The 20,691-nt window shown below is 43.7% G+C and carries 19 protein-coding genes; 12 read left to right on the top strand and 7 right to left on the bottom strand.

The window, feature by feature from the left end; genetic code table 11:
- The first annotated feature begins 82 nt into the window (after positions 1 to 82).
- Positions 83 to 1,738: a DUF4139 domain-containing protein gene (locus PS053_RS09400; RefSeq protein ID WP_256878868.1), complete on the top strand. Its 1,656-nt coding sequence runs from the start codon at positions 83 to 85 to the stop codon at positions 1,736 to 1,738.
- Positions 1,739 to 1,776: 38 nt separating this feature from the next.
- Here PS053_RS09400 and lplT read toward each other — a convergent pair whose 3' ends face one another.
- Together lplT and aas are read right to left on the bottom strand one after the other, a co-directional pair.
- Complete coding sequence (gene lplT / locus PS053_RS09405) at positions 1,777 to 2,970, bottom strand: lysophospholipid transporter LplT (RefSeq protein ID WP_204619954.1); 1,194 nt, start codon at positions 2,968 to 2,970, stop codon at positions 1,777 to 1,779.
- The gene (gene aas / locus PS053_RS09410) at positions 2,963 to 5,122 is read right to left on the bottom strand and encodes a bifunctional acyl-ACP--phospholipid O-acyltransferase/long-chain-fatty-acid--ACP ligase (RefSeq protein ID WP_054412472.1); all 2,160 of its coding nucleotides are present in this window, start codon (positions 5,120 to 5,122) and stop codon (positions 2,963 to 2,965) included. The genes lplT and aas overlap by 8 nt, the downstream gene beginning before the upstream one ends.
- 79 nt (positions 5,123 to 5,201) lie before the next feature.
- Here aas and PS053_RS09415 point away from each other — a divergent pair, with 79 nt between their 5' ends.
- Both PS053_RS09415 and galR read left to right on the top strand, forming a co-directional pair.
- The gene (locus PS053_RS09415; RefSeq protein ID WP_137649972.1) at positions 5,202 to 5,579 is read left to right on the top strand and encodes a hypothetical protein; all 378 of its coding nucleotides are present in this window, start codon (positions 5,202 to 5,204) and stop codon (positions 5,577 to 5,579) included.
- Between the two features lie 130 nt (positions 5,580 to 5,709).
- Positions 5,710 to 6,741, top strand: coding sequence for an HTH-type transcriptional regulator GalR (gene galR / locus PS053_RS09420; RefSeq protein WP_059218058.1), 1,032 nt, complete (start codon positions 5,710 to 5,712; stop codon positions 6,739 to 6,741).
- Positions 6,742 to 6,747: 6 nt separating this feature from the next.
- Here the strand turns inward: galR and lysA are convergent, their stop codons facing one another.
- Positions 6,748 to 8,010, bottom strand: a complete 1,263-nt coding sequence (gene lysA / locus PS053_RS09425) for a diaminopimelate decarboxylase (protein WP_256878867.1) — start codon at positions 8,008 to 8,010, stop codon at positions 6,748 to 6,750.
- Between the two features lie 121 nt (positions 8,011 to 8,131).
- Between lysA and PS053_RS09430 the strand changes: the two genes are divergently transcribed.
- Positions 8,132 to 9,049, top strand: a complete 918-nt coding sequence (locus PS053_RS09430) for a LysR family transcriptional regulator (protein ID WP_273774865.1) — start codon at positions 8,132 to 8,134, stop codon at positions 9,047 to 9,049.
- A gap of 4 nt (positions 9,050 to 9,053) precedes the next feature.
- On the opposite strand, the gene PS053_RS09435 is transcribed toward PS053_RS09430, so the two are convergent.
- Together PS053_RS09435 and PS053_RS09440 are read right to left on the bottom strand one after the other, a co-directional pair.
- Entirely contained in the window at positions 9,054 to 9,746 is a 693-nt protein-coding gene (locus PS053_RS09435) for an aspartate/glutamate racemase (protein WP_000848682.1), read from the bottom strand.
- Between the two features lie 493 nt (positions 9,747 to 10,239).
- Positions 10,240 to 11,421: an acetyl-CoA C-acetyltransferase gene (locus tag PS053_RS09440; RefSeq protein WP_025238459.1), complete on the bottom strand. Its 1,182-nt coding sequence runs from the start codon at positions 11,419 to 11,421 to the stop codon at positions 10,240 to 10,242.
- A gap of 255 nt (positions 11,422 to 11,676) precedes the next feature.
- Between PS053_RS09440 and PS053_RS09445 the strand changes: the two genes are divergently transcribed.
- The 4 genes from PS053_RS09445 (at position 11,677) to PS053_RS09460 (ending at position 15,603) form a co-directional block, all read left to right on the top strand.
- Positions 11,677 to 12,906, top strand: coding sequence for an amino acid permease (locus tag PS053_RS09445; protein WP_105198718.1), 1,230 nt, complete (start codon positions 11,677 to 11,679; stop codon positions 12,904 to 12,906).
- A 464-nt stretch (positions 12,907 to 13,370) separates the two neighbouring features.
- Entirely contained in the window at positions 13,371 to 14,003 is a 633-nt protein-coding gene (locus PS053_RS09450; RefSeq protein ID WP_024165043.1) for a helix-turn-helix transcriptional regulator, read from the top strand.
- Positions 14,004 to 14,318: 315 nt separating this feature from the next.
- Complete coding sequence (locus PS053_RS09455; protein WP_059216780.1) at positions 14,319 to 15,128, top strand: winged helix-turn-helix domain-containing protein; 810 nt, start codon at positions 14,319 to 14,321, stop codon at positions 15,126 to 15,128.
- Complete coding sequence (locus PS053_RS09460) at positions 15,121 to 15,603, top strand: hypothetical protein (RefSeq protein WP_059224478.1); 483 nt, start codon at positions 15,121 to 15,123, stop codon at positions 15,601 to 15,603. The genes PS053_RS09455 and PS053_RS09460 overlap by 8 nt, the downstream gene beginning before the upstream one ends.
- A gap of 141 nt (positions 15,604 to 15,744) precedes the next feature.
- Here PS053_RS09460 and PS053_RS09465 read toward each other — a convergent pair whose 3' ends face one another.
- A complete protein-coding gene (locus tag PS053_RS09465) occupies positions 15,745 to 16,170 on the bottom strand; it encodes a hypothetical protein (protein ID WP_059224480.1) in 426 nt (141 codons plus the stop codon).
- A 587-nt stretch (positions 16,171 to 16,757) separates the two neighbouring features.
- On the opposite strand from PS053_RS09465, the gene PS053_RS09470 reads away from it, so the two are divergent.
- The 4 genes from PS053_RS09470 (at position 16,758) to PS053_RS09485 (ending at position 19,978) form a co-directional block, all read left to right on the top strand.
- A complete protein-coding gene (locus PS053_RS09470; protein ID WP_059236730.1) occupies positions 16,758 to 17,252 on the top strand; it encodes a tetratricopeptide repeat protein in 495 nt (164 codons plus the stop codon).
- 341 nt (positions 17,253 to 17,593) lie between these two features.
- A complete protein-coding gene (locus PS053_RS09475; RefSeq protein WP_059218063.1) occupies positions 17,594 to 18,991 on the top strand; it encodes a winged helix-turn-helix domain-containing protein in 1,398 nt (465 codons plus the stop codon).
- 171 nt (positions 18,992 to 19,162) lie between these two features.
- The gene (locus tag PS053_RS09480; protein ID WP_000356466.1) at positions 19,163 to 19,381 is read left to right on the top strand and encodes a hypothetical protein; all 219 of its coding nucleotides are present in this window, start codon (positions 19,163 to 19,165) and stop codon (positions 19,379 to 19,381) included.
- A 93-nt stretch (positions 19,382 to 19,474) separates the two neighbouring features.
- A complete protein-coding gene (locus tag PS053_RS09485; RefSeq protein WP_059218064.1) occupies positions 19,475 to 19,978 on the top strand; it encodes a lytic transglycosylase domain-containing protein in 504 nt (167 codons plus the stop codon).
- Positions 19,979 to 19,996: 18 nt separating this feature from the next.
- Here PS053_RS09485 and PS053_RS09490 read toward each other — a convergent pair whose 3' ends face one another.
- The gene (locus PS053_RS09490) at positions 19,997 to 20,629 is read right to left on the bottom strand and encodes a LuxR C-terminal-related transcriptional regulator (protein WP_000161412.1); all 633 of its coding nucleotides are present in this window, start codon (positions 20,627 to 20,629) and stop codon (positions 19,997 to 19,999) included.
- Between the last annotated feature and the right edge of the window lie 62 nt (positions 20,630 to 20,691).

Consider the following 20,691-nt stretch of genomic DNA (forward strand, 5'->3'; position numbering starts at 1 on the left):
CTTTTCCTGCTGAAGAGGAATAGACTCTTTCCGTTAACTCCAGCGCGAGTTCCATTGTCTGTACCCATTGTTAAGGATAACCATGTTGATTTTCAAACCCTTTCCCCTCGCCATGTTGCTTACCGGGTGTCTGTCCTCCGCCTGGGGGGCACAGTTAACTCAACCGCTAACACTTAAAGACGTCACTGTTTATCTGCATGGTGCCAGCCTGCAAGGTGAAGAGACACTCAACTTACAGGCAGGTGAAAGCGAAATTATTTTCACTAATATTGCCAATTCGGTAACCGACGACAGCATCGCCATTTCTATCGATAACGGAGTGGCGGTGCTTTCCTCACGTATCGCGCTAATGGAAACACAGCCAAATGCGCTGCCGTCAGATATTCAGCAACAGTTAAAAGCAGCAAAGATGGAACAGGCAAAACTGACCGCCGAGAAAAACAATATCGCGGCTCAAATTAAGGTATTAGAGGCAAATAGCACATTAACCAATAAAAGTGCCGCCGAAGTTGGCAAGTATCTGCAAATGGTGAAAGAGAAAAATGGTGAATTATTACGAGCCGACAATGAGTTGACGCAGAAACTTGCTGATAATCAGCTTGAAATTGAAAAGCTGGAGCAGCGCGAGAGTATGAGTAACGGCGATTCAGAAGCTGCTGATGATCCGCAGGTTATTATCGCTAAGGTCTATACCCCCCAAGCCGTCACGGCGAAAGCGGTGGTGCGCTATATGACGCCAAATGCCGCATGGACTCCGCTCTATGATGTTCACGCGAGTGCCATCAACCAACCGCTTCGTCTGGTTTATAAGGCCAGCATTCGCCAGTACACCGGGCTTGCATGGAAAAACGTCAGGATGGTGCTCTCGACAAATGAACCTGATACTCATCTCACCCTGCCACACCTGGAACCTCTGTATGTGGATGTTCCAGAGTATGGTGGTGTAAGCGGCTCGCTTTCAGCAACACCCGTAATGGAACAGCATTCACCAGAGTCGTCTGACCAGGATGCATCAGAATTGCAGAAAGCCCTGGGGACAGAGATGCAAAAATCAAGGGAGCGACAAGCCGGGCGCAAGTATGCCGCACAGGCAGCGCCAGCTTCGGCGCGACCAGAAAGTTTCACCGCGCAAAATGTTCGCTATGCCCTTTCGCTGCCGTGGCAAATCGACAGCGATAACACCGCGCGCACGGTGGTCATTAAAGAGGAATCGGTCAGCGGTGAATATCGCTTCTTTGCTATTCCGAAGATCAGTAATGACGCTTATCTCCAGGTGCAAATTAAAGAGTGGGAACAGTTAAATTTAATCCCCGGCGAAAGTCAGATCTTCTTTGGTAACAATCGTACCGGCGTGGGCTATTTACAGCCGCCGGAAGATGGCAAGTCGCTGGATATTCAGCTTAACCGCGATCCCAAGCTGATTATTCAGCGTAAAGCCGTACTCAAAAAAGAGAATGCGTTATCTATCTTTAATGACAGCGCGGTGCGCAATTTCAGTTACACCCTCAATGTAAAGAACAGCTACGGCGAAGCGGTGGATATCACTCTGCTCGACCAGATCCCAGTCAGTGCTAATAGTGATATTACGGTGGAAAAAATGCAGTATGGTCAGGCGCAGTTTGATGCGAAAACGGGTGAACTGTCCTGGACGCTGAAACTGTCAGGCAAAGAGAACGTGAGTCTGCCATTCTCATACAGCGTGAAGTATCCGAAAGGTATGCACCCTTCGGGAATGTGACATTCACCAGATGGCGGAATGTACCATCTGGTGAAAGCTTAATGACGGCGTTGCCAGATCCACAGCGCCGATATCGCCAGTGCAAACAGCGCACCGAAACCAATACCGATTGGTACAACCGGAATACCCGCCAATACCGCCAGCGAATAAATCCCCAGCATCAGCAGCATGGCGCTGTTTTCGCCAAGATTTTGTACTGCAATCGCATTCCCCGCCCCGACGCTTTTTTTGCCCCGCTCTTGTAATAATGCATTGAGCGGAACAACAAAAAAGCCGCCCAGCACACCAATCAGCATCAGCAAGGCATAGGCTGGCAGCAGTTCATGTTGCAGAGAGAAAAACAGTACCACCACGCCAATTAAAATCCCGGCAGGCATACAGCGCGAAACGGTTTCCAGCGTAACCAGTTTTGCCGCCGCGCCTGCACCGACCACAATACCTATCGCGACCATCGCATTGAGATAAGTCGGCGTGGCGTTATCGGTTATGCCCAGCGCCACCGGCACCCACAGCACCAGCAGGAAACGCAACGTAACGCCCGCCCCCCAGAACAAACTGGTGCCTACCAGCGAAAAACGCGTTTCACCGTTGCGCCACAGCGAGGCGCTGGCATACAGAAAGCTACGAGTCATGTTAATGAGATTCCACGACTGACCCGGACGCGCCGCCGCCAGTTTTGGAATATAGATATTGGCAACGACCGCTCCACCATAAGCCAGCGCACATGCCGCCAGAGCGACCAGAACATGCCAGTCAGCCAGCACACCACCGGCGACAGAACCGAGCAAAATCGCCGCAATAGTAGACGCCTCCATTAAACCGTTAGCTTTCACTAACTTACTGCCGGTGGTTAATTCGCCGAGAATACCGTATTTCGCCGGTGAATAAGCCGCCGCACCAACGCCCACCAGCGTATAACCGAGAAAGGGATTGATGCCAAAACAGATACTGGCGGCGCCAAGCAATTTAAGGCCGTTGGCAAACATCATTACCCGGCCTTTAGCAAAGCTATCGGCAATCTGGCCAACAAACGGCGCAAAAAGAATGTAAGCACCCACAAACACCATTTGCAGAATGGGCTGACTCCATTCCGGGTAGAACTGCGCTTTCAGTAATGCCAGCGTGGCAAACAACAACGCGTTATCGCCAAACGCAGAGAGAAACTGCGCCGCAATAACCGCTTTCATCCCTTTCGACCATAGCGAAGTGTTAGTGTGTACTGACTCACTCATCGTGTTGTTCCGCTTCGTCTACCCAACTTTTCAACGTGACAAAGTCAGGTTTGCCGCTGCCCAATAATGGCATCTGTTTCAGATAGCGAATGTCACGCGGTACGGCAAGCTCCGGCACGCCATGCTTACGGGCATACTGTTGCAGCTTATCGCGCGTTAGTTCGCTATCAGTGGTGAACAGTACCAACGCCTCGCCCTTGCTAATATCGCTCTTAATCGCCGTAGCATGCACTTTATCCGGCGAAACACTAAGCGCCAGTTGTTCCACCATTTCCAGCGATACCATTTCGCCTGCAATTTTGGCAAAGCGTTTCGCGCGGCCCTGAATCTGCACAAAGCCCTGCTCATCAAAGCGCACGATATCACCGGTGTCATACCAGCCGCGCTCCATTTCGCCGCGAACATTCTCGGCAGTAGGCACTTCCAGTACACCAGGCTTCTCTACCCGCAGGTAGCCGTTCATAATGTTCGGCCCTTTCAGTTGCAGGCGACCGCCCTCTTCAATGCCAGGAACCGCCAGCAGACGCGCATCCATCCCCGGCAAAATACGTCCAACAGTGCCCGGCCTCGCCGCCATTGGCACATTAATGGACACCACTGGCGCACATTCAGTCACGCCGTAGCCTTCAAGGATGCGCAGGCCAAATTTATCCTGCCAAAGCTGTTTAGTGCTTTCTTGCAGTTTTTCAGCACCCGCCACTACATAGCGTAGGCGATAGAAGTCATAAGGATTGGCAAAGCGCGCGTAGTGACCGAGGAATGTCGAGGTGCCAAAAAGCACGGTGCAACTGCGGTCATATACCAGTTCCGGTACAATGCGGTAATGCAGCGGACTGGGGTAAAGAAACACTTCTGCGCCAGTCAACAGCGGCGTAAACAGTCCCACCGTCAGCCCAAAAGAGTGGAACAGCGGTAACGCCGACATAAAGCGGTCATGAGTGGTGAAATCGGCGATGGTTTTAATCTGCTCAACGTTCGCCAGAATACTTTTATGGCTATGGACGACGCCTTTCGGATGGCCTTCTGAACCTGAAGTAAAGAGGATCAATGCCTCTTCTTCCGGCTGCTGTTTTACCTGTGCCAGACGCGGCATCAACAGATGTGCGAAGATCCACACTTTGTCAGCCGTAGTGACATCCGCTTTTAAATCTTCCAGATAGACCCAACGCACCTGAGTGAGTTGTTCCGGCAGATGCCAGAGTTTGCCTTTGTCGAGGAACTGGCGGGAAGTGAAGATAGTTTTGATTTCAGCGGCAGTAATTGCGCTGCTCAGCCCTTTTACCCCGGCAGTGTAGTTCATCATTGCCGGAATACGGCGACGGGCGATGGCCCCAAAAATCACTGCCGCACTAATGCCCGCATTGGGCAGCATTAAACCGATTCTTTCCCCTTCAACGCTATATTTTTCGAGGATGCGACCAACAAACAATGTTTTAGTGAGCAATTTGCGATAGGTATCTGGGGTAAAGTTGACATCTTCAACACACTTTTTCCCGGCGCCGAAACGATACATCGCCCCCAACAAGGATTCATACAGTGTTTCACGTGGACGCACCGCCATGCGTGCTTCCATCATGATTTGGTGCAGCATTTCTCCCGCGATTTTACGGCGGTCACGGGCACGTGGCGCATCCGGCATCGGCACCCGGGTTGGCGGCAAAATATGCAGATGAATCCGTGGAAATAAGCGTCGTTTAACCAGACCTTTCAGGCGACTGAAGTGAGTAAGCTCCGCCCCTTCAATACGCACAGGAATGACCGTCGCGCCTGACTTCGCCGCGATAAAACCCGCGCCATCATAGATTTTCATCAGCGAGCCGGTGGTGGTGATTCGCCCTTCCGGGAATATCACCACTGGACGCCCCTGCTCAACCAGGCGCACCAGATGCTTAATCGCCATGGGTTGCGTCGGGTCGAGAGGAACAAAGTCGATAAATGACTTCAGCCAACGCATATACCACTGCTGACTAATAGAAGTGTAAACGGCAAATACCGGGCGTACGGGTAAAAACAGCGCCAGTAAAACGCCGTCAATAAAAGAGACGTGATTAGGCGTGATGAGAACTCGCTCGTCTTTCAATGCCTCAGTGTCTCCGGTAACGCGAACACGGTACAAAACACGACACAAATTACGGAAAAAGCTAAAAAGCATTCCAACTCCCTTTGCTCATTATTCAGTAAAAGCGAATGGGGGGAGATTACACGAGAAGGGGAACGGGAGCGACAGTAAATTGGGTGCGAAAAAAAACCTGCGCATCCGCGCAGGTTGGTGCAAGAGACAGGGTACGAAGAGCGTACCGAATAATCTCACCAATCAATACCTCTGGGATCTTGATTGTGGTCTGCGCGAAGACTCTTCGCCAGCAAGAAAACGCAAAGGAATTAAGGGAAATGCAACCAGGTGTGTAAATTATCGGTTACTGTTACAGATTGATGACAAGCAAAAAAAAACCTGCGCATCTGCGCAGGTTGGTGTAATTCATGTGCTCAACCCGAAGTTGACTTCACCTATCAATACCTCTGGGACCACCACTTTAACAATCCATAGCCAAACGCCACTAGCGGTCAATCGCAACAGCGTTTCGCAAAGTGTAACCAAAGGTTTGTAATCTCTTTTTTTGTCTTATTTATTCTCGTTTCACGCACACTTCCCATTCAGAAAGTACCACGCCCCTTGAACCGACAAGCGTTTTCCGTAACACTGGCAGAATGTAAGCGTTTACCCACAAAGGTATTTTCATGGCGACCATAAAGGATGTAGCCCGACTGGCAGGCGTTTCAGTCGCCACCGTTTCCCGTGTCATTAATAACTCTCCAAAAGCCAGCGAAGCTTCTCGTCTGGCTGTGCATAGTGCGATGGAATCTCTAAGCTATCACCCGAACGCTAACGCGCGTGCGCTGGCGCAACAGACCACCGAAACAGTTGGCCTGGTCGTTGGTGATGTTTCCGATCCGTTTTTTGGTGCGATGGTGAAAGCGGTCGAACAGGTGGCTTACCATACTGGTAATTTCTTATTAATTGGCAACGGTTATCACAATGAACAAAAAGAGCGTCAGGCCATTGAACAATTGATCCGCCACCGCTGTGCCGCGCTGGTCGTCCATGCCAAAATGATCCCGGATGCCGATTTAGCCTCATTGATGAAACAAATGCCTGGCATGGTATTGATCAACCGCATCCTCCCCGGCTTTGAAAATCGCTGTATTGCGCTGGACGATCGTTACGGCGCCTGGCTGGCAACTCGCCACTTAATTCAACAAGGCCATACACGCATTGGTTATATCTGCTCTAACCACTCTATTTCTGACGCCGAAGATCGCCTGCAGGGGTATTACGATGCTCTTGCCGAAAGCGGTATTCAGGCCAATGACCGGCTGGTGACTTTTGGCGAACCAGACGAAAGCGGTGGCGAACAGGCAATGACCGAGCTTTTGGGACGAGGCAGAAATTTCACTGCAGTAGCCTGTTATAACGATTCAATGGCGGCGGGGGCGATGGGCGTGCTCAATGACAATGGGATTGACGTACCGGGTGAGATTTCGTTGATTGGTTTTGACGATGTGCTGGTGTCACGTTATGTACGCCCACGTTTGACCACCGTACGCTACCCAATAGTGACGATGGCGACTCAGGCTGCCGAACTGGCATTGGCGCTGGCGGATAATCGCCCTCTCCCGGAAATCACCAACGTTTTTAGTCCGACGCTGGTGCGTCGTCATTCAGTTTCAACGCCGCCGCTGGATACAATCCATCATGCATCCAGCGACTAACTACGATTAAAGCAGCTCAAGCGCCAGTAATTCACCAATGGTCTGGCGGCGGCGAATCAACCTCGCCTGACCGTTATCAAACAGAACTTCCGGTAGCAGCGGGCGGCTATTGTAGTTCGATGACATTGACGCGCCGTACGCGCCAGTATCATGCAAAATCAAATAATCGCCAGCTTTTACCTCCGGCAAGGCGCGAGTTTCGACTTTGCCCCCTTCCTGCTGGGTAAAGACATCACCCGATTCACATAATGGCCCGGCAACCACAGTTTCCACCGTTGGCGCATGTTCAAGAGAACGACCATCTGCCGCCAGCGCACTAATGTGATGATAGCTGCCGTACATTGCCGGGCGCATCAGATCGTTAAATCCCGCATCAACCAGAACAAAGCGGCGACTGCCCATTTGTTTGACGCTCCGTACCTGGGTTATCAGTACGCCAGACTGCGCCACCAGAAACCGACCGGGTTCAATTTCCAGTTTCACATGGTGTCCCAAATGGCGGGCGATCTGCTCACGCGCCGCGTTCCACAGGCCATAATAATGTTCGATATCGACCGCCTCTTCTCCCTGTTGATAAGGAATGGATAGCCCACCGCCAGCAGAAATAGCCTGTAAATCCTGACCAAATTCGATGACCTGCCGCACCATCGCGCCACACACCTGTTCCAGATGCGCATAATCGACGCCGGAACCGATGTGCATATGAATGCCGACCAGTTGCAGACGATGGCGTTGTATCACTTCCAGAGCAGCCGGAAGATCGGTATACCAGATACCGTGCTTACTGTTTTCGCCACCGGTATTGGTTTTTTGGCTATGGCCGTGACCAAACCCCGGATTAACGCGCAGCCACACGCGATGCCCTGGCGACACTTGTCCAAGTTGGTCAAGCATATCAATAGAGCCAGCATTCACCGGAATTTGCAGTTCGCTAACGCGCTCGAGCGTCGCCTGATCAATAACATCGGCGGTAAACACAATGTCGTCAGGATGCGTTTGTGGGTTATATCCTGCCGCCAGGGCGCGCTCGATTTCCCCCAACGAAACAGAATCCACCTTCACGCCCTGTTCACGCATTAAGCGCAAAATATGAATATTGGAACAGGCTTTCTGAGCGAAGCGCACCACATCAAACTGTTTCAGAACGGCAATCTGTCGACGAATAATTTGTGCATCATAGACCCACACCGGGCAACCGAATTCTGCGGGTAAGCGCAACAGATTTTCAGCGGTGAGATCGGTATCAGTACTGAACAGTGAATGTGGCATAGCAAACTCCAAATAAATGCTTTTTTATGATTACGCCACATCATAAAAAGAATAAAAAATATCGTTTTATGTTGAGTCTATGCAAAAATGATATGGAATATCGGATAGCAGGAGAATGCAGATGGCCGCCGTTAACTTACGTCATATTGAAATTTTTCATGCAGTTATGACAGCAGGAAGCCTGACTGAAGCGGCACAGCTACTGCACACCTCACAGCCAACCGTCAGCCGTGAGCTGGCGCGTTTTGAAAAAGTCATCGGGCTGAAATTGTTTGAGCGCGTACGTGGAAGATTGCATCCCACGGTACAAGGATTACGCCTGTTTGAAGAGGTACAGCGCTCATGGTACGGACTGGATCGCATTGTCAGTGCTGCGGAAAGCCTGCGCGAGTTTCGGCAGGGCGAGCTTTCTATTGCCTGCCTGCCAGTATTTTCACAGTCTTTTTTACCTCCGCTGCTGCAACCGTTTCTGGCTCGCTATCCTGAAGTCAGCTTAAATATCGTGCCGCAAGAATCACCATTACTTGAAGAGTGGCTTTCAGCCCAACGCCATGATTTAGGACTCACTGAGACGCTACACACGCCTGCGGGAACAGAACGTACCGAATTACTGTCATTAGATGAAGTTTGTGTTTTACCGGCGTGTCATCCGCTGGCGGCAAAAGAAGTATTAACACCGGAAGATTTCCACGGTGAGAACTACATCAGCCTTTCCCGTAGCGACAGCTATCGCCAGTTGCTGGATCAGCTCTTTAATGAACATCAGGTTAAACGGCGAATGATAGTGGAAACCCACAGCGCCGCGTCAATCTGCGCAATGGTTCGCGCAGGTGCTGGCGTTTCCGTGGTTAATCCACTCACTGCTCTGGATTATGCGGCAAGTGGGTTAGTCGTGCGGCGATTCAGTATTGCAGTTCCCTTCACCGTAAGTCTGATTCGCCCCCTGCATCGTCCGTCATCAGCACTGGTTCAGACATTTAGTGAGCACTTACAAATAGGCTTACCAAAACTGGTTGCCTCGCTTGAGGCTATTTTATAGAGCATTACGACAGCATAAAGGACACAGCATCTTCGGCATGGATTGCCGTCGTATCGAACACAGGCAGAACACTGCGCTCTTCCGGCAGCAGTAAACCTATTTCAGTACAGCCAAAAATAACGCCCTGCGCTCCCTGTTCTGCGAGGCGAGCAATCACTTGCGCATAATAAGCGCGTGATGCTTCGGTGAATTGCCCGAGGCACAGTTCTTCAAAAATGATCTGATTAATTTTCTCCCGTTCATCCGCAGCCGGCACCAGGCAGTTAATAGAAAATTGCTCCGCCAGCCGTCCGCGATAAAAATCCTGTTCCATGGTGTAGCGCGTTCCCAACAGCGCCACGCGTGTCATTCCGGCCCGACGAATCGCTCGCCCGGTGGCATCCGCTATATGTAAGAAAGGCAGCGAGCAACGAGATTCAATCGTCTTAGCCACTTTATGCATCGTATTAGTACATAACACGATACCTTCTGCCCCCGCACGCTGTAGGCCAAGCGCCGCCCCGGCCAGAATATCGCCTGTTTTATCCCATTCCCCGCGCCGTTGACACTCTTCTATTTCATAAAAATCAACGCTATGCAGTAACACTTGCGCAGAATGAAGCCCACCAAGCCGCTGCTTAATTCCCTCGTTTATCAAACGATAGTAAGGGATTGTGGATTCCCAGCTCATGCCGCCCAGTAAACCAATTGTTTTCATTCCTTTCTCCTGACATATGAGTTAATGCAGCAAGGCAAAATAAGGAACGTAACAACCACCTTAACGGCCTCGAATCCGATCTCTATTAACGGAAAAAAGGTCGGATGTACAGCATATCCGGCCTGTAAAATCAGACGCCGATATTTCTCAACTTCTCTCCCGCCATTTTGAAAATACGCGGCGCATATCACGTCGAGGTCGCGGCGTTAAAGCTGATTTCCGTATTGATAGTAACCATTTTTTCCTGCCAGCACAGAGTAATAACACAGGTAAAAAAATACGTGATTAATACAGGTGTCAGGCCGGAAATAGCATAGATATGGATTATTTTATAGCTACAGTATGGACTATGCTGATTCGAAAAAATCAAAAACCCCGCCAGTTTTTGAGTGGCAGGGCTGTAATAATAAATCGAGGAGATTAACGAGCCAGCCATTATCATAAAATGAATTAATGACAGCAGACGTTTAACAGACGGGAAAGAAATACAGAGCTATTCATCGCGTTCTATCGTTAATGCCACCCCCTGACCACCGCCAATGCAGAGTGTAGCCAACCCTTTGCGTGCATTGCGTTTCACCATTTCATGAACCAGAGAAACCAGAATACGGCAGCCAGAAGCGCCAATTGGATGACCGAGAGCAATGGCGCCACCATTGACATTAACCCGGCGCTCATCCCACTCGAGCATTTTACCGACGGAAAGCGCCTGCGCGGCAAAAGCTTCGTTAGCTTCAATAAGATCGACATCGGCCAGTTGCCAACCCGCACGTTCCAGACAACGACGAGTCGCATATACGGGGGCAATGCCCATCAGTGCGGGGTCCACGCCGACACTGGCAAATGCGCGAATACGAGCCAGCACAGGTAAATTCAACGTTCGCGCTTTGACTTCGCTCATCATCATAACGGCTGCTGCGCCATCGTTGATGGATGATGCATTTCCTGCAGTAACAGAGCCGTGACTATCAAATGACGGATCTAAGCAGGCTAATCCTTCTACACTGGCGTCAGCACGAGGCTGTTCATCGGTATCAACAACCCGTATCTGCCCATTGTTTTGCGTTCTGACCGGGACTATCTCATCCTTAAATCGTCCGGCATCAATAGCCGCCCGCGCTTTTTGTTGTGAACTAAGGGCATAAGCGTCTTGCAACTGACGACTGATACCATACTCGCGGGCCAGATTCTCAGCGGTAACGCCAATATGATAATCATTGAATGCGTCCCACAGACCATCATGAACAAGACTATCAACCAGTTGGCTATCACCAAGGTGTGCGCCGGTTCGACTATCAGTCAGGACATGTGGCGCGCGGCTCATATTTTCCTGGCCACCGGCAATAACAATATCAGCCTCGCCACACTGAATCGCCTGAGTGGCGAGATGCAGTGCTTTTAGCCCGGAACCACAAACATCATTAATAGTAATTGCCGAGACACTGTTAGGAAGGCCACCTTTAATAGCCGACTGTCGTGCCGGATTTTGCCCTGCCCCAGCGGTCAGGACCTGCCCGAGAATCACTTCATCCACCGCATGTGCAGCAACACCGGTGCGTTCTAATAACGCTTTCACAACCAGGCTGCCAAGCTCCACAGCGGAATGCCCCGCCAACGCTCCGCGAAAGCAACCAATAGGTGTTCGTAACGCCCCGACAATCACAACATCTTTCATCACAACCTCGCACGAATTAACCGTGCAATAGTAAATGATTGTTAAAAATAGTTATGATAATTGTTTGGTAAAAGTGATTTTTATCACAAAGGAGATACGCTGAAATGAGGGGGGAGATAGCCAACTGGCACGCAAGGTTTGCATCTACTAACATACGAATGCATGGGTTGATATGGCGTTAATCTCCCATGTTTCACCTGGTTTATGGTAAATTGCCCTCCATTTTATTTAATTTGTAGATGATACGTTCAAATAATGTCTAAGATTTGGTCAAAAGAAGAAACTCTCTGGAGCTTCGCGCTCTACGGCACTGCCGTTGGCGCAGGAACGCTCTTTCTCCCTATTCAGTTAGGTTCAGCAGGAGCCGTAGTCCTGTTTATTACTGCACTGGTCGCCTGGCCCTTAACATATTGGCCACATAAGGCCTTGTGTCAATTCATCCTTTCCTCGAAAACTTCGGCAGGAGAAGGGATCACTGGCGCGGTAACGCACTACTATGGGAAGAAGATCGGTAATTTGATTACCACTCTCTATTTCATTGCATTCTTTGTCGTTGTTCTAATTTATGCCGTGGCAATCACAAACTCATTAACGGAACAACTGGCAAAACATCTGACTATTGACCTGCGTATCCGTATGCTGGTTAGTTTCGGCGTGGTGTTGATCCTGAATCTCATCTTTCTGATGGGGCGCCACGCAACAATCCGGGTAATGGGGTTTTTAGTATTCCCATTAATTGCTTATTTCTTATTTCTTTCTATCTACCTTATCGGTAGTTGGCAACCATCTTTACTAACTGCCCAGGTTGAATTCAATCAGAATACCCTTCACCAGATATGGATATCGATTCCCGTGATGGTTTTCGCCTTTAGCCATACGCCAATTATTTCTACGTTTGCTATCGACAGACGTGAAAAATATGGCGAACTCGCTATGGATAAATGCAAAAAAATTATGAAGGTCGCTTATCTCATCATCTGCGTAAGCGTGTTGTTCTTCGTCTTTAGCTGCCTGTTATCAATACCGTCTTCTTATATCGAAACGGCAAAAAAGGAAGGCGTTACCATTCTTTCGGCGCTCTCTATGCTGCCAAATGCCCCAGCCTGGCTATCAATTTCCGGGATTATTGTTGCGGTAGTGGCGATGTCTAAATCATTTTTAGGAACCTACTTTGGTGTTATTGAAGGTGCAACTGAAGTTGTCAAAACAACATTACAACAGGTAGGGATTAAAAAAAGCCGGTCATTTAACCGCGCACTATCCATTATGTTGGTATCGCTGATTACCTTTATCATCTGCTGTATCAACCCGAATGCTATTTCAATGATTTACGCGATAAGTGGTCCGCTCATTGCCATGATTCTGTTTATCATGCCAACACTTTCAACGTATCTCATCCCTGCGCTGAAACCCTGTCGGTCAATTGGGAATCTGATTACGCTGATCGTAGGCATTCTGTGCGTATCAGTAATGTTCTTTAGCTAACTTTCAGAAGTGGATGGTTCAACACGCAAGCACAGTGAACCATCCACTCTCTTTAAATCCCCGCAAATCCCGAATCTCCTGAATTGATTTCCTCCTTAGATTTCAGACCATTAGTATAATCAGATCAGTAAATATCTTAAATAAGAACATTTAAGATGCACCTTTAGGTTTTAACGGTTATTGTCTAATCATCCGAAAGCAATTTGCAATATAGATATTCTTAATAGATAAAGTGGTTTTCCGACTCCTTGCGCATACGTAATCAAGATAAAAGCCAAGCCTGTGAAAAAAAACAAAATATAAATACGGATAATTCCAGCTTCCGATAAAAAATGAGAATTATATGAAATACAGAATAATCATGATATTTCTCTAAAAGGTTAATAATTTTGCACGTATTGACATCAGCAATAACGAATGAAACTATGAAATTATCTATGAATATGAATAGGGAGGTTCTGAACATGGGACTGTGTAGCCGATTTAAAAGTCTTACGTGCAATAGCTGTTCAATGCATTGCCAAATAATGCCCGAAGAGTCACCACGCTTGCAGTATTGCGCAAATGCATGTTTTTGTATGTGGCCGGAAGAGAGCTCATATTTCAATCGTGGTATGATTGAAGGCATATTAAGCAAAAATCACAACGCCAGATTAAGTGGATACATATTCGTTGATTTTTCAGTAAGTTTCCTACGCTTGTTTTTAGAAAAAGACTGGATTGATTATCTCTCCAGTACAAATATGGGGATCGTCCTGGTAAGTGACAGAAATATGCAATCTTTAGCTAATTACTGGCGCAAACATACTCCCGCTATATCAGCTATCATATATAATGATGATGGACTTGATGTAGCTAATGAAAAGATAAGACAGTTGTTTATTGGTCGGTACTTATCATTTACTAAAGGCAATACATTGACCCAGATGGAATTTACTATCATGGGATATATGGTCTCTGGCTACAATCCATATCAAATCGCAGAAGCGCTCGATATGGACATCCGTAGCATCTATGCTTATAAGCAACGTATTGAAAAGAGAATGGGAGGTAAAATCAACGAATTATTCATCCGTTCTCATTCTATTCACCATTAATATGATATTACTATAGTCGTTATACGGACATTAATGGTGTGTCCGTATTTTCGCCTATACATAAAGTTACTTTTATTAGGTTGCGCTAACTCGTATTCATCTTTTTATCTTGTTCAGCTAATGGCAAAAAACATAAACACTTATTGCAACACATGTAAATTATGTTAATCACATCAGCATTTAATGTTGCAAATAAACAACATAATTTAAATTCATCATATGAATAAAAAATTGTTCTATATTTATAGAACGAATAACAATATACTGATAAAACTCTATATTTTCTATTGATTTATTCTATTTATAAATTTGCGTATGTATTGGATTATAAACGATAATATCGAATTCTGGCCCGAAAAAAAAAGATTGATCTCGGTCCATAACACCGATCTTACGATCGTTCTGACAACGCCAGCCAGTCGCTGTTTGACACTTCTTCTTGAAGCTTTTCCCGATGTAGTCACCCAGCAAGATTTTTTCAAAAAGGTATGGGAAGAAGCAGGCATGCACGTGCCAACCAATACCTTATATCAAAACATATCCATCATAAGACGCGGCTTACGAGCAGTCGGAGAAACAAGTGATTCGCTGGTTGCAACGGTACCAAGAAAAGGATTCAAAATAGAAAATACGGTTAACGTTGAGCGTCAATCGATCATCACAACATCTGACTCTCCTGAGAACAATACGCCAGCCCTTCAGCCGACTATCTCTTATAAAGAGGAGACAATTGTCAGGAAGAAATTCTTCACCAAAGAAATACGCAAATGCCACAGGACTTTTTTATCCATGTTAAGTGCATTCATCACAGGGCTTTTATTCGCATTTTTAGTATGGCAACACAATCAACCTAAACCATTTTTTGCCGATTACAAATCAATCGCAGAAATAAAAGGTTGCAACTTTAATGTTACAGAAGATAGCTTACATGGCATGAAAGATTACGATAAATATACGTCTCTAATATTAACATCAGGAATTGACTGTAAAAAATATCCATGGCTCTATTTTTCCCTATCCAGAGCCGCTCCAGGGTTAATCGTTATGGCATGTAAAAAAAATTATAATACTCATGAAGTTGCTGGCTGTGTAACCCTCTCTTTTCGTGAGGTTAACCATGCTTAAGTTAAAAAAAACATTATTTTTTATTTTATCTTTTATCAGTGGATTTATACTCCTCACCATTTATTATTATGCAGAGAGCATATTCAGGCATACCGAAGAGTGTACAGCAGACTGGATTATATTCAATGGCCAGGAGCAAGCTAATCTTACGTTGGATTTTATGTATTCAGAAGATAACAAAACGGGAACAGTCGCACTGAGTGGGACATTGCTGCAAAAAAATAAGCAAACAACAACTATCAGACGAGATATTAACTATATCTGGAGTGAAAATTACGACACCACTCACTTTCATTCAAAAAATATAGACAAACTTGCAATTATTGATAATACCGAAGATCAACAGCTTTCTGAAATTTTACCAGACTTCTATGTTTATCCAGATAAAAATTTAAGCTATAATATTTTGACGCAAGGTAAGCATGGCTTCATATTCACCGTAGGAAATAGGGCAATATTATACTGTAGTAAATAAATATATAACACTATAAAATAACAATAATTTATAATCACTACTTTTGTGGTATAAACTTTACCGCACATATGATTATGTTATCCTTCTCATGAAAATATTAATAATAGTCGTGCAGCAGAAAAACACAAAGCGCATAAACCATTAACAACATTTATTAAGCATGAAAAAGTCAAACTCTTCATGTACACTACGCGCATTTTTATTTTTTAAAAAGACTGCCGTATGGAAGATCATAATATTAATATTAACACTTAAATTCTGTAATACCTCAATAAAAGAAAGTATGAGCAGCGTATTAAGATAAGCAATTTCACTTTCTGTAAACAAAAAATTATTCTTTTTTATATCTGCGATATGCTGATGCTTAATCCATTTTGGTTCGCCTTGTTTATTATCTGTATTGACAGATACAAAACCAGATATAGCGCCCCATGATCTTGTTTGAGTCGAAGCCGTCTCAGCGCTCAGGAATTTTTGCAACGGTATTTTGGGCTTTTTTTTAGCACCAGTATTAGCTATGTCATGAATATAGACTATTTCATGAACCTGCAAGAACTCAATGCACATAATATAAACCTCGCTAATTAACTTTAAATATTTTTCAACTCGCTTTATTCACCACCTTAACTCAATACCAAAGTAAATAATCCAAATGTGCCGATAACAAATATAGTCAATCTGTGCAACGTCTCCATAAGGTGATGACCTTGATTAAAAGATTTTTGATTGCCATAACCAAATATTATTAAAAACTCTACAACATAGAGGCCTATTGCATGTTACAAACATCATCAGCATAAAAATATAATCAATTGATTTATAAGAAAGTTTTTGGCTAAGTGACATTTAATACTCACAAAGTAGAAATATAGTAAAAAAGAAAAAATGAGCGATTTTTGATAGATTCAGAAGAATATAAAGAGGATATTTGGCATCATCGTCAGACTGTCCGACTAAAAACAACCATCAACAAATAAAATAAACGCAAAAATGTCATGGTTGCAATAAATAATAGTTTACAGATGTAGAAATTGTAAAAATGAATGTTGCTGTGATACTTCAAATATATATAACACACCAGACAAACATTATTTAGATGATAAGACACAGATAATAATCTCATACAATAACACATCATATAATAGAGGGTAATTATGAATCTAAACTTACCAGTCACATTCAAAAGTAATGATGAATGGGCTGAGCAACTCAAAGAGGCATTGAGCCAGGGAAAAGACCTTGCGCCTCTTCATGGGCTAACTCCCGAGTTATTAGACAGAATATATGCATACGCTTACGATTTCTATGAAAAAGGGAGGATGTCTGATGCAGAAAATTTTTACCGACTCCTTTGCATCTACGATTTCAAAAATTATGAATATCTAAAGGGCTATGCAGCTGTATGTCAGTCAAAGAAAAAATACCAGCAAGCTTATGAACTATTTCAATTGAGCTATAACCTTTCTCCCTTCAATGATTTTTTGATTATTTACCGTATGGGACAATGCCAGATCGGGGCAAAAAATATAGAAAATGCAATAAACTGCTTTAATTTCATTATAAATAATTGTGATGATGAACGTATAAAAAATAAAGCACAAGCATATATAGAACTCCTGGTCGATGATGGTGAAGATATTAACTACTAATCCCCCATCTTTTTAGATTAAAAATCTGTGTTAATAGTCGTAATGTATCTTATAAGTCGTAATCAACCGATAATATTTATTCTTAAATCCTTATAACTAATACAAACTTAATTCTTAAATACCAAATATATACTGAAATATCAATAAGTTAAGAAGGTATCAGTCATGTATAACATTTAAGATTTTTTCACATTACACGCTCCGCAACACGAGTTAAATTATCTAAAAAAGTAATAGTAAATTCCTATGTGTACTAATTTAATGAACATGAGAATGACCCGCATCACTATGTTTTACTCATGCAGGATGCACTTAATCATATATTTTACAGAGGCTATCTAATGGATGTAGAAGACTACTTTTCATATCATTTTTTGGAAGGAATAACACTTACGAAAGACGGTATTCTGACCAAAGGAAAACAGCAACTCTACATTCCCCCGAAAGAACTGGGGGTATTACTCGTGCTTCTCGAAGCTGCAGGTACTGTAGTTCTAAAAGATAATATCATTGAAAAAGTATGGCGAACGGTTGTCGTAAGTGATGAGTCCTTAACCAGATGCATATATTCTTTACGCTGTATCTTCTCAAAATTTGGATATGAACGTTGTATAGAAACCGTATATCGAAAAGGATATCGATTCAGCGCACAAGTCTATAAAACAAAAATAAATAGCAGTGAGTCATATAATAATTCAATTGCCGTCTTTCCATTTCACTCCCCTGACAGTTCTGTTGATGTATTAGCAATTAATCAAGAGCTGGTTCAATCAATTGCGGAAAAGGAGGCTGATGGTTTATATACCTACCCTCTGGCTGCGACTGATTATTGCATTGATGAAGAATCCATAAATTCATTTTTGGCAAGGTTTAATCCTGACTATTATGTAACTGGCAGAGTTGAAAAAAAAGAGGGATTAAATACCTTATATATTGAAATAATTGACACCAAGAATAATCATCTGGTTGCTTGCTTACACCTTAAACCAGATGAGTTCACAACAATATCGCCATTCATTATAAATGTTATCGCCTCAAGAAAAATAATAGTGAGTTCCAAAAAGGAATCGTCACGCAAGAAATTGAACGAAAAAGATAAAATACTTCTGACTGCTCTTAGTGCAGGTAAAAATTCACTATATAGATTTACGACTGAGAGTATAGAGAAAGCAATACATATTTTTAACGAAATAAAAGGCAACAGCGATATACAATCTTTAAATATAGAGTGTTGCTGCCTACTCGCCGAATGTTATGTATCACTAGCATTTCATGGGAAGTATGAATTTGAAGACGCAATTCACAAAGCATCAGAGTGTATAGATAATGTATCTAAAAGTCATATTTTTGACGGACAAATGCTAGGAATTATGGGCCTTATAACTGGACTTTCAGGAAACAGCATAGTCTCCCAACTTTTTTTCCACCAGGCCCAGATTAATACTTTAGATCTGGCGACACTATATTATTACATGGCATTAGTTCAATTTTATAATGGAAACATTGGAGATGCACAATTTTTCATTGAAAATTCATTAAAACTAGAACCATGCAGGAACAAAATAGTAATAATAAAAAAATGCCTCGAAATGCATCAATATCAAAATGAAAACATACGCTATATACAATCTCATACAGCATCAGAGACTAGTCATCGCTCAGAACTTATAAAAAGTATGAGGAAGTTAATAGCCCGCCAAAAACTTATCAATCACAATGATCAATATCTGGTATCTTAATTGGTATTTGAACAATATTATGTATAAATAAAAACGATTCACTTTTACTGGAATCAGTAGTGAACAACTAAGATGGACACCTTATGTGCAGACTAAAAAAAATGCTCTAAATTTAATCATGTAAATTATTAGATCACAGGCCGCATCCACTAATAATACAGGGAGTATTCTATGGACAAAGCACCTTATGCAAATCTGGTTGTAGAAACCCAAGGTATCGTTACCGCAAAACATGAGGACGTTGTATCGTTAGATGATCGAATTAATACAAAATTAGCGCCCCCTGACTCAATAGAGGCATGGATGGTAAGAATATGTATGATGTCATTTGAACATGATATGTACGATAAGGATAATCCAATATCTCCCTATCACAAATTAGAATGGTAGAAGCAATCATCTGATAATACATATTTGAGATACTATAGAAATTGTAATTATGGTATCTCAATTTTCGTTTCTAAAAGAAGAGAAAAGCTAAGTATGCAGTTTATTAAGTCTCTGCCGGTGACAATTTTTTTCTTTTCATTCTTTTTAGCTAAAAATTCACTGGCTGATTATAAATGTTTTAATGAAGCAGGCATATATTATCATATAGAACCAAATTTGCTTAAAGCCATTGCCATGGTAGAAAGCAATATGGATAAAAACAGTGTAGGAAAAAATATTGATGCACATAAAAAAGTCATCAGTCGCGATTATGGTCTGATGCAAATTAATCAGATACATATTCCATCTTTAAAAAAAAGAGGATTAATAAAAGATGAAAATGAATTATTAAGCAACCCATGCCTAAATATTAAAATAGGAACGGAAATTTTATATAACCATTTTTCACATTGCGGAGTTAATTGGCAATGCCTTGGCAGTTATAATGCCGGATTTACGACCGGAAATAAAACAAAAAGGCTTCAATATGCAAAAAAAATCTATAAGATCTATACAGATTTAAATATGAAAGAACGTCCTAAGGCTTTAACAAAATAGACTAAAGCCTTAACACGATTAGATGGTGCATACCCCCATACGTAATGCAGTTTTTATCAGCTCAATTCCACTGTGCACATCAAGTTTTTTCATAATATTTAACCTGTGTGTTTCAACAGTTTTTCTGCTCAATTGTAAGAAGTTAGCAATCTCTTTGTTCGTTTTGCCATCTGCTATGAGTTGTAATATTTCTGACTCACGATTTGTGAGCTGGTTATCAGAGGAAAATCGTGAGGATATTTTTTCACAATCCATATGGACGCTATCAAAATAAGTATACCCGTTACTTATAGAATCAATTGCTCTGTTAAGTTTAGCGGGATGGCTTGTCTTCCAGACACAGCCTTTAGCACCTGCTTCAAGCAATTTCATGGAGTCAATGTAGGGCATTTTTGCTACAAAAGTAATAATGCTGGCATCAATCTTGTGCGACTTAACCCACTTTACAAGCTCAGAACCCATCATGCCGCCAACGAATTCACCTAATATAAAAATCTGAGCGGCCGATTTATTACATTCAGCGATAGCTTTCTTCAGATCCTTATAGCCACCAACAACCTCATACAGCTCTGGATAATGCTCCAGGAAACGAATAATCCCATCAATCATAAACGGTTGTTGATCAGAAACTACAATTTTTATTTTTGTCATATTACCACCATGAGAGTAAATATTGTATCGCACTAATTTATTATCATTTCATACGTTATTAT

The organism is Escherichia albertii (assembly GCF_028622335.1).
GTDB lineage: Bacteria > Pseudomonadota > Gammaproteobacteria > Enterobacterales > Enterobacteriaceae > Escherichia > Escherichia albertii.

Bases quoted from the DNA above. Each gene is read 5' to 3' on its own strand.
- PS053_RS09400 (WP_256878868.1), top strand. From the start codon at position 83: ATGTTGATTTTCAAACCCTTTCCCCTCGCCATGTTGCTTACCGGGTGT.
- lplT (WP_204619954.1), bottom strand. From the start codon at position 2,970: ATGAGTGAGTCAGTACACACTAACACTTCGCTATGGTCGAAAGGGATG.
- aas (WP_054412472.1), bottom strand. From the start codon at position 5,122: ATGCTTTTTAGCTTTTTCCGTAATTTGTGTCGTGTTTTGTACCGTGTT.
- galR (WP_059218058.1), top strand. From the start codon at position 5,710: ATGGCGACCATAAAGGATGTAGCCCGACTGGCAGGCGTTTCAGTCGCC.
- lysA (WP_256878867.1), bottom strand. From the start codon at position 8,010: ATGCCACATTCACTGTTCAGTACTGATACCGATCTCACCGCTGAAAAT.
- PS053_RS09430 (WP_273774865.1), top strand. From the start codon at position 8,132: ATGGCCGCCGTTAACTTACGTCATATTGAAATTTTTCATGCAGTTATG.
- PS053_RS09435 (WP_000848682.1), bottom strand. From the start codon at position 9,746: ATGAAAACAATTGGTTTACTGGGCGGCATGAGCTGGGAATCCACAATC.
- PS053_RS09440 (WP_025238459.1), bottom strand. From the start codon at position 11,421: ATGAAAGATGTTGTGATTGTCGGGGCGTTACGAACACCTATTGGTTGC.
- PS053_RS09445 (WP_105198718.1), top strand. From the start codon at position 11,677: ATGTCTAAGATTTGGTCAAAAGAAGAAACTCTCTGGAGCTTCGCGCTC.
- PS053_RS09450 (WP_024165043.1), top strand. From the start codon at position 13,371: ATGGGACTGTGTAGCCGATTTAAAAGTCTTACGTGCAATAGCTGTTCA.
- PS053_RS09455 (WP_059216780.1), top strand. From the start codon at position 14,319: ATGTATTGGATTATAAACGATAATATCGAATTCTGGCCCGAAAAAAAA.
- PS053_RS09460 (WP_059224478.1), top strand. From the start codon at position 15,121: ATGCTTAAGTTAAAAAAAACATTATTTTTTATTTTATCTTTTATCAGT.
- PS053_RS09465 (WP_059224480.1), bottom strand. From the start codon at position 16,170: ATGTGCATTGAGTTCTTGCAGGTTCATGAAATAGTCTATATTCATGAC.
- PS053_RS09470 (WP_059236730.1), top strand. From the start codon at position 16,758: ATGAATCTAAACTTACCAGTCACATTCAAAAGTAATGATGAATGGGCT.
- PS053_RS09475 (WP_059218063.1), top strand. From the start codon at position 17,594: ATGGATGTAGAAGACTACTTTTCATATCATTTTTTGGAAGGAATAACA.
- PS053_RS09480 (WP_000356466.1), top strand. From the start codon at position 19,163: ATGGACAAAGCACCTTATGCAAATCTGGTTGTAGAAACCCAAGGTATC.
- PS053_RS09485 (WP_059218064.1), top strand. From the start codon at position 19,475: ATGCAGTTTATTAAGTCTCTGCCGGTGACAATTTTTTTCTTTTCATTC.
- PS053_RS09490 (WP_000161412.1), bottom strand. From the start codon at position 20,629: ATGACAAAAATAAAAATTGTAGTTTCTGATCAACAACCGTTTATGATT.